6 protein-coding genes are annotated in these 7,036 nt (G+C 70.3%); 3 read left to right on the top strand and 3 right to left on the bottom strand.

Going from position 1 to position 7,036, the window contains the following annotated elements:
* Positions 1 to 70: 70 nt before the first annotated feature.
* Both glmS and coaA read right to left on the bottom strand, forming a co-directional pair.
* A complete protein-coding gene (gene glmS, locus AC2W7E_RS15385) occupies positions 71 to 1,918 on the bottom strand; it encodes a glutamine--fructose-6-phosphate transaminase (isomerizing) (protein WP_485989454.1) in 1,848 nt (615 codons plus the stop codon).
* A 63-nt stretch (positions 1,919 to 1,981) separates the two neighbouring features.
* Positions 1,982 to 2,935, bottom strand: coding sequence for a type I pantothenate kinase (coaA, locus tag AC2W7E_RS15380; RefSeq protein WP_085603680.1), 954 nt, complete (start codon positions 2,933 to 2,935; stop codon positions 1,982 to 1,984).
* Between the two features lie 28 nt (positions 2,936 to 2,963).
* Between coaA and AC2W7E_RS15375 the strand changes: the two genes are divergently transcribed.
* The 3 genes from AC2W7E_RS15375 to AC2W7E_RS15365 are packed head-to-tail and all read left to right on the top strand — an operon-like array spanning position 2,964 to position 5,121.
* Positions 2,964 to 3,899 carry a Ppx/GppA phosphatase family protein gene (locus AC2W7E_RS15375; RefSeq protein WP_485989453.1) on the top strand — a complete coding sequence of 312 codons (936 nt, stop codon included), beginning with the start codon at positions 2,964 to 2,966 and terminating at the stop codon, positions 3,897 to 3,899.
* Positions 3,900 to 3,934: 35 nt separating this feature from the next.
* Complete coding sequence (locus AC2W7E_RS15370) at positions 3,935 to 4,411, top strand: VanZ family protein (protein WP_485989452.1); 477 nt, start codon at positions 3,935 to 3,937, stop codon at positions 4,409 to 4,411.
* Positions 4,408 to 5,121, top strand: a complete 714-nt coding sequence (locus AC2W7E_RS15365) for an arsenate reductase/protein-tyrosine-phosphatase family protein (protein WP_485989451.1) — start codon at positions 4,408 to 4,410, stop codon at positions 5,119 to 5,121. The genes AC2W7E_RS15370 and AC2W7E_RS15365 overlap by 4 nt, the downstream gene beginning before the upstream one ends.
* 19 nt (positions 5,122 to 5,140) lie before the next feature.
* Here the strand turns inward: AC2W7E_RS15365 and AC2W7E_RS15360 are convergent, their stop codons facing one another.
* A complete protein-coding gene (locus tag AC2W7E_RS15360) occupies positions 5,141 to 7,024 on the bottom strand; it encodes a DUF4012 domain-containing protein (protein ID WP_485989450.1) in 1,884 nt (627 codons plus the stop codon).
* Between the last annotated feature and the right edge of the window lie 12 nt (positions 7,025 to 7,036).

The raw sequence follows: 7,036 nt of genomic DNA, 5'->3' as shown, positions 1-7,036 counted from the left end.
CTCCGTACACCCCACCCCTCTGCGTGCGCACGCAGAGGGGTGGGAGGAACACAAGGGGGTGGGTCGGCGGTCACTCCACCGTGACGGACTTCGCGAGGTTGCGCGGCTGGTCCACGTCGAGGCCCTTCGCGGTGGCCAGCGCCATCGCGAAGATCTGCAGCGGCACCACGGCGAGCAGCGGCTCGAACATGGGTCCGGCGAGCGGGATGTGGATGACCTCGTCGGCGAAGGGCAGCACGGCGGCGTCGCCCTCCTCCGCCACGACGATGACGCGGGCACCACGGGCGCGGATCTCCTGGATGTTGGAGACGACCTTGGAGTGCACGAGCGCGGAGTGCCGCGGCGACGGCACGAGCACGAACACCGGCTGCCCCGGCTCGATCAGCGCGATCGGACCGTGCTTGAGCTCGCCCGCGGCGAAGCCCTCGGCGTGGATGTAGGAGATCTCCTTGAGCTTGAGCGCACCTTCAAGCGCGATCGGGTAGCCCACGTGACGACCGAGGAACAGCACCGAACGGGTGTCGGCCATCCAGCCGGCGAGCTGCGTCACGTGCTCGTGCTCGCTCTCCAGCACCTTGGCGACCTTTTCCGGCAGCGCGGCGAGCTCCTCGACATCGGTCGAGGCGTCGGCCACGGCCCCGCGGACCCGCCCCATGTGCAGGCCGAGCAGCAGCAGGGCCGTGATCTGGGCGGAGAACGCCTTGGTCGAGGCGACGGCCACCTCCGGGCCGGCGTGCGTGTAGACGACGGCGTCCGACTCGCGCGGGATCGTCGCGCCCTGCGTGTTGCAGACCGACAGCGTGCGGGCGCCGCGCTCCCGGGCGTACTTCACGGCCATCAGGGTGTCCATGGTCTCGCCGGACTGGCTGATGGAGACCACGAGGGTGTCGGCGCCGATGACCGGGTCGCGGTAGCGGAACTCATGGGCCAGCTCGACGTCCACCGCCACACGAGCCCACTGCTCGATCGCGTACTTGCCGACGAGGGCCGCGTAGGACGCGGTGCCGCACGCGGTGATGATGACGCGGTTGATGCCGACGAACAGGTCGTCGAGACCGTCCAGCTCCGGGATCACGACCTGGCCGTCACGGATGCGGCCGCGGATGGTGTTCGCGACGGCCTCGGGCTGCTCCGCGACCTCCTTGGCCATGAAGCTCGACCATCCGCCCTTCTCGGCGGCGGCGGCGTCCCAGGAGACGTCGAAGGGCTCGGCGGTGACGGGCGTGCCGGCGAAGTCCGTCACGGTCACCGCGTCCGGGGTGATGGAGACGATCTGGTCCTGACCGATCGCGAGGGCCTTGCGGGTGTGCTCGACGAACGCGGCGACGTCGGAGCCGAGGAAGTTCTCGCCCTCACCCAGACCGATCACGAGCGGCGAGTTGCGGCGAGCGCCGACGACGAGACCCGGGTGGTCCTGGTGCATCGCGAGGAGCGTGAAGGCGCCCTCGAGGCGGTTGACGACAGCACGGAACGCGAGGGCGAGGTCGCCCCCGTTGCCGGCGTACTCGCGACCGAGCAGCGCCGCAGCCACCTCGGTGTCGGTCTCGCTGCGGAAGGCGACACCGTCGGCGAGGAGCTCGTCGCGCAGAGCCGCGAAGTTCTCGATGATGCCGTTGTGGATCACCGCGAGCTTGTCGTCGTCGGCGAGGTGGGGGTGCGCGTTGACGTCGGTCGGGCCGCCGTGCGTCGCCCACCGCGTGTGCCCGATGCCGGTGGTGCCGTCGGCGAGGGGCGCATCGCCGAGCGAGTCGCGCAGCATGGCGAGCTTGCCCGCCTTCTTGCGCATGCCCAGCGTTCCCTCGCCGTCGATCACGGCGATGCCCGCGGAGTCATAGCCGCGGTACTCGAGCCGGGCGAGGCCGGCGAGAAGGATGTCCTGGCTGGGCCGCGGGCCCACGTATCCGACGATTCCACACATGGGGACAAGGGTAAGCGGGAATTTTTGCGAGTCGTCCGAACAATAGAGCGCCGCCGGAGGGGCTCAGAGCTTGCGCAGGAGCACGCTCTCCACGTCGTGATCCGCGCCCTTCCGCAGGACCAGTCGCGCGCGGTGCCGGGTGGGCATCACGTTCTCGACGAGGTTCGGCATGTTGATCTCGTTCCAATATCCCAGTGCAGTCGTGATCGCCTCCTCGTCGGTGAGGTGCGCGAACACGTTGAAGTAGGAGGACGGGTTGCTGAAGGCCCCCTGCCGCAGCGCGAGGAACCGGTCGACGTACCACTTCTCGATGTGCGCGGTGTCGGCGTCCACGAAGATCGAGAAGTCGAAGAGGTCGCTGACCGCGACGTCGTTCGGGGCGGGCGGGGGTTGCAGGACGTTGAGCCCTTCGACGATGACGACATCGGGGCGGCGCACCACGACGTGCGCGTCGGGGACGATGTCGTAGCGCATGTGGGAGTAGAACGGCGCCCGCACCTCGGGGGCTCCGCTCTTGACCTCCGTGAGGAACTCGATCAGCGCCCGGCGGTCGTACGACTCCGGGAAGCCCTTGCGATCCATGAGGCTGCGACGCTCGAGCTCGGCGTTCGGGTAGAGGAAGCCGTCCGTCGTCACCAGCTCGACCCGCGGCGTCCCCGGCCATCGGCTCATCAACTCGCGGAGGAGCCGGGCGATGGTCGACTTGCCTACGGCCACGGAGCCGGCGACACCGACGACGAAGGGCGTGGTCGTGTCGTCCTCCTGGAGGAACGACGAGGTGGCCGCACCGAGCTGCTTCGTCGCGCTCGCGTACAGGCTCAGCAGCCGGCTCAGCGGGAGGTAGACCTCGCGGACCTCGGTGAGGTCGAGGCGATCGCCGATGCCTCGCAGCTCCACGACCTCGGTCTCGGTCAGGGGCTGGTCGAGTCCGGCGGCGAGACGCGCCCATTCCGCGCGCCCGATCTCCCGGTACGGCGACAGCGGCAGCGTGGGGTCGGCGGTGGTCACGTCGTCCATCGTAACCGCGCACGAGTATCCTCATCCCGTGCGCCTGGGAGTCCTCGACATCGGATCCAACACCGTCCACATGCTCGCCGCCGACGTGCGTCCGGGCGGACGACCGCTCGCCACCACGAGCGATCGGACCGCGCTGCGCCTCTTGCGCTACCTGACACCGGACGGGGCGATCGCGGAGGAGGGCGTGCAGGCCCTGGAAGCGGCCGTCGCGCAGGCGCGCCGGGTGGCGGAGGAGGAGCGCGTGGACGCGCTCCTCGCCACCGCCACGAGCGCCGTCCGCGATGCCCGCAACGGGGCCGAGGTGATCGCCCGCATCGAGGCCGTCCTCGGCCAGCCCCTCCAGGTGCTCGACGGGGAGACCGAGGCCGCGCTCACGTTTCTCGCCGTGCGGCGCTGGTTCGGGTGGTCTGCCGGCCAGCTGTTGCTCCTCGACATCGGCGGCGGCTCCCTGGAGATCGCCGCCGGCGCCGAGGAGATGCCGGATGTCGCCGCGTCCGTCCCCCTCGGAGCCGGACGCATGACCGTGCAGTTCCTTCCGCAGGACCCACCGGGACAGGACGACGTGGACCGCCTCCGGGCACACGCCCTGACCACGCTCGACGGGGTCACGTCGGGGTTCCGTTCCCTCCCCCGCCCGGACCACGTGGTGGGCTCCTCCAAGGCGATCCGCTCACTCGCCCGACTCGTCGGCTACCCCGTCCCCGGCTGGTCGGGCATCGAGCGGATGCTGCTCCCCCGCGACGCCCTCGGGTCGTGGATCCCGCGACTCGCGCGCCTCCCCGCGTCGGCACGGCAGGAGCTCCCGGGGATCACGCCCGACCGGACCTTCCAGATCGTGGCGGCGGCGGTGTCGCTGCATGCCGCCATGGACGCGCTGGACGTGGAGGAGCTGGAGGTGTCGCCGTGGGCGCTGCGCGAAGGCGTGCTGCTGCGGTACATCGAACAGCTCGGCCCGCGATCCTGAGAGACGCGCTCCGGAGGCGTGGATAGCATGACGCCATGACCTCGACCCTCGCCGTCCGCCCCCGACGCGGCGCGGCGACGGCGCGCGTCGCCCTGGTCGGCTACCTGCTGTTCGTGGGCTTCACCGTCTGGCTTCCCGCGAGCGTGTCGTCGAAGGTCACCGGACTCGTCGGGGTGATGGCCCGGTGGGTCGCGGAGGCCGGAATCGCCTCCTACCAGCAGAGCGCCGTGGTCCTGGAGATCCTGGCCAACGTCGCCCTCTTCGTCCCCGTCGGGCTGCTGCTCCCGTTCGCCTGGCCGCGGCTCCGACTCTGGCAGGTCACGCTCGCCGGCGGACTGCTCAGCGTCGTGATCGAGTCGGTGCAGGGGCTCATGCCCTCCCGGTTCCCCACGATCAGCGACGTGATCGCCAACACCACCGGCACCTTCCTGGGGGCGGTCGTCGCGACCGTGCTGCTCGCGTTGCTGTCGCACGGTCCCGAACGGGCGAGGAACCGTAGGCTGGCCTCGTGACCATCCCTCCCCCCGACGGCCCGCCGTCCGGCATGAGCCGCCGAGAGTGGCGCGAGCAGCAGGAACAGCCCGAGCCCACCTTCGTCCCCGAGAACGACGCCAGCCCGATCGCCCCTGCCGGCGAGACGCTGACCATCCTGACGGTGTGCACGGGGAACATCTGCCGCTCTCCCCTGGCCGAGGTACTGCTCCGACAGCGCCTCGAGCCGTTGGGCGTCCGCGTGCACAGCGCCGGAACGCACGCGCTGGACGGTCACGGCATGCCGGAGGAGGCCCTCGAACTCGCGACGCAGGGCGGTGCCGATCCGGCGAACGCCGCCGCCCACCGCGCCCGCTACCTCGTCGAGCCCTACATCACAGGCGCCGACCTCGTGCTGACGATGGCTCGCGAACACCGCTCCGCCGTCGTGAAGATGGTGCCCGGCGCTCTCCGTCGCACATTCACGCTGCGCGAGTTCGCACGGCTCGCCTCGACGCTGAGCACGGAGGAGGCTCAGGACGCCGCCCAGGGGGACGGACCGCTCCACGACCGGTTCGCGGCCGTGCTCCGCGCCGTCGGCGACCAGCGTGGCGTCACCCCCGCGCCACCCGCGGACGACGACGTCGTCGATCCGTACCGCCGTTCGCGCGAGACCTACGCGCTCTCCGGCGCCCAGCTCACCCCTGCGCTGGACGAGGTCGAGCGGATCGTCCGGGCGGCGGTTCGCTGAGACGACGGCGGAGCACCGTCTAGTCGCACGTCGGCTCGTCGACGCTCACCGGCGTCTCCCGCACCATCGGCGTGTGACGGACCGTCGTCGGCCCGAGGTCAGCCGCGGCGCTCCCGGCTGTGCCCACCATGGCGACCTCGAGTGTGGCCGTCGATTCCGGCGGAAGGACGACGTTCACCCGCACCGCGTCACGCCCGAGATGGGTCGTGTGGGCGATCGCATCGACCGGTTTGCCGTTCAACGTCCACCCCTCGATCGTGGCATCGACCGGTGTGTACACGACGAAGTCCGTCCCGATGTTCCCTGGCGTGAAGTACGGACCCGTGATGTAGCGCGGGAGCTCTCCGGCCGCATCCGCCGTGATGTGGTTCTGGAGCGTGACCGTCGTCGTCCAGCGCGGGGCATCAGCGGCGCAGCGATCCGCCTGCACAGCCACCGCGGCATCGACGTAGTAGTCCATCTTCGAGCCCGTCGTGTCGTTGAAGAACACTCCGACCGCACTCTCCGTGTCGTTCGTCGACGGGAGCCGTCCGGACAGTGGCGACTCCCCGAGCAGCGCGGCTTCGTCCTCGTCGGAGCTCCAGATCTTCAGCCGGCCCTCGTCGGCGGCTCGCGTCAGCGCGGCCATCATCGGAAAGGGCTCGATGCTCCCTCCGGTGAGGGCGCCGAAGACGGAGAGGGAGACGGCGGAGAAGAACCGGTTGGAGTCGGCGCCGTCCGGGTACTTGAAGTACGCCTCGTTGAGAAGCAGGGGCGCTGCGTTCTCGCTCGTGAGCACGTCGCCTGTCGGCAGCGTGATGGGTCCGGTGGCATTCAGCATGTACGACAGGCCGATGGGATCGATCGAGATCACGCCGTCGATCCGATCGTCGTGCAGAGTCGACCACCACCCCTTCGCGAGCGCGGCGCTCGTGGGAAAGTCCGGGGTCGCCGTCAGATTCGCGATCCAGCGGGCGATGATGTCGGAGTACAGCGCTTCGGTCTCGGCGTCGATAGGCACGACGGGCTCCGGGATGGCGAAATCGAACTCGGTGGCCGCCGCCTCTCCGACGATCGACAGAGCACCGTCGTCGACGCTGAGGAGGATGAACGATCCAGGACCGCCGCCGCTCGCCCTCACCTCGGCATTGCCCTGGAACATGACGAGGTAGTTGCGCGGTCCGGACGCGCCGAGCGCGTCCGGCAGCACCGCGACGACATCTCGGGCCGGCCCGGCCACCGCCTGGATCTCGGTGAGTGCCGTCTCGACCTGCTGCACGCCGGAGCGCACCTCGTCCATCAGGGCACCGTGGTCGAGCGCCGACAAGCGCTTGTCCGCAGCATCGGTCCCCGCCTCGATCTGATCGAGCAGCCCCGAAAGCGATCGAAGAGCCGCGACGTCCATCTTTCCGCCGGACGGGGCCAGGGCGGCGACGCTCACTCCACTCGCCGGGATGAGCACGTCATCGGCCAGCGACACCGCGACGTCGGCGACCGTGCTCACGGCACGAAGGTTCTCGAGCGGTGGGAGCGGGACCGCTTCGAAGAAGCCCCAGAGCGTGCCGGATGCGGCCGCCTGGGCGTCCGCCGCCTCCGCCCGGAATGCCGCCGCAGCCGTCGCAGCCGCTTCCGGGTCGGAAGCGAGCATCGCCGTCTTCACCTCGGCGACGTACGGCATGGCTGCGAGCAGGTGGGAGCGCGCCTGCATGGCCTGCGAATAGATCCGGCTTCCTGCCCACACTCCGGCCACGGCCAGGGCGACGAGGAGCACGCCGATGATCGTCACCCAGAGCCAGACGCGTCGGCGTCGCCGTGGCGGTTCCTGCTCGATGTCGTCGGCAGCGGTCGTCGGAGCGTCGGAGGAAGGCGCGCGCAGTTCGCGCCGCTCCCGCCGCGTCGCAGGCGGAAGGCTGGGATCAGTCACTCGGCGATTCAA

The organism is Microbacterium sp. CFSPD4_SD4 (assembly GCF_057364585.1).
The sequence above is the reverse complement of the archived record's forward strand: the minus strand, read 5'-3'. Positions and strand labels throughout refer to the sequence as shown.